Source organism: Adlercreutzia sp. DFI.6.23 (assembly GCF_024462535.1).
GTDB lineage: Bacteria > Actinomycetota > Coriobacteriia > Coriobacteriales > Eggerthellaceae > Adlercreutzia > Adlercreutzia rubneri.
Window position 1 is genome coordinate 1 of record NZ_JANGBP010000023.1, and the last position, 1,479, is coordinate 1,479.

A 1,479-nucleotide genomic window follows, 5' to 3' on the forward strand; every position below is an offset into this window, starting at 1 on the left:
GCGCGAGAAGGAGGAGCTGCGCAAGGTGGGCAACATGGGGCTTTTGGAGTCGATGGTGGCCGACGTCTCCGTCCAGGCGGCGCCCCCCACGATGCTCGTCCGCTGCCGGGGCCGCGAGTTCTCGGTGCCCCGGCGCTGCATAGGCAGGCGCGTCAAGGTGCTCGCGATGCCGTCGGGCCAGGTGAGGGTGGAGATGGCCGGCGAGACCGTCGCGGTCCACGACCTGTCGGCCCCGGGAGGGCCCGTCGTCTACGACCCGGCGCACTACGCCGAGGCCCTGGCCGCGAAGGCGCGCTACGCCGACGCCGACATCGAGGCGGCGGCCCGCGCCAACCTGGAGCTGCTCGGCAGGCTCGGGGAGGGGTCGCTGTGAGCGCCCGGGACGAGGGCGGCGCCTACGCCCGCATACGCGAGAACCTCTCGGAGCTGGGGCTGGACGCCATGGCGGCGGGGCTGCCCCACTGGATGTCGGCGGTGGCCGCCGGCGAGGCCGACTTCGCCTCGGCGATGCTCGCCATGACCTCCGAGGAGGCCGAGGCCAAGCGCCGTCGCGGGACCGACCGCAAGGTGCGCGCCGCCGGCTTCCCGTTCGTCAAGACGCTGGCCGACTTCGACTTCTCCTTCCAGCCCTCCATACCCAGGGCCGTCGTGGACGACCTGGCCACGCTCAGGTTCCTGGACGCGGCCGAGAACGTGGTTCTGGTCGGCAGCCCGGGCGTGGGCAAGACCCACATCGCGGTGGCGCTGGGGGTGGAGGCGGTGCGCGCCCGCAAGGAGGTGCGCTTCACCGACTGCGCGGCGCTGGTGCGCGACCTGAAGGACGCCTCCTCGCGCGGCATCCTGGCGAAGAGGCTGAAGTACTACGCCCACGCGACGCTGCTCATCATCGACGAGCTCGGCTACCTGGACGTGGACGAGGAGGGGGCCGACCTGCTGTTCCAGCTCGTCTCGGCCCGCTACGAGCACCGCTCCACGGTCATCACCACCAACGTGGCCGTGGGCCTTTGGGCCGACGTGTTCGGGGACGCGGTGACCGCCGCGGCCATCGCCGACCGGGTGTGCCACCACTGCACGATGCTCAAGATAACGGGGCGGTCCTACCGCATGAAGGACCTGCTGGCCGAGGCGGCCGACGGCGACGGGCTGCCCGAGAGGGGGCAGTCGTGAGGGCCGCGGACGCCGCGGGGTGGCTGGCCGCGTTCGGCGCAGAGGACGTCGCGGTGACGGTCAGGTTCCCGCAGCTCGGCGGATGGGAGGTCACGAGCTGGGCGGTCGCGCCCGGGGACGCCGAGGGCTCCCCGGCGCTGGAGGTTGAGATCTGGGCCGCGGACTTCGACTACCCCGCGGTCGAGCGCGCCCTGGGCGGCGGCCCGAGGTAGCGCGGGCGGCCAAAGTGCGGTAGCGCCCCCGGCCGGGAACCGGGGGCGCCGCCGGCGGGATAGAGTGGCGCGTTCGGCTGATTTTGCGGTAGCGCTAACA

2 protein-coding genes and 1 pseudogene are annotated in these 1,479 nt (G+C 72.9%); all 3 read left to right on the forward strand.

Annotated elements, in window-relative coordinates:
* Positions 1–373: pseudogene (locus NE591_RS12120) on the forward strand (IS21 family transposase); the annotation flags it as partial.
* A complete protein-coding gene (istB, locus tag NE591_RS12125; RefSeq protein ID WP_197745941.1) occupies positions 370–1,167 on the forward strand; it encodes an IS21-like element helper ATPase IstB in 798 nt (265 codons plus the stop codon). The pseudogene NE591_RS12120 and the gene istB, both read left to right, overlap by 4 nt.
* On the forward strand, positions 1,164–1,379 hold the full coding sequence (locus NE591_RS12130; protein ID WP_114540649.1) for a hypothetical protein: 216 nt from the start codon (positions 1,164–1,166) through the stop codon (positions 1,377–1,379). The genes istB and NE591_RS12130 overlap by 4 nt, the downstream gene beginning before the upstream one ends.
* Positions 1,380–1,479: the final 100 nt, after the last annotated feature.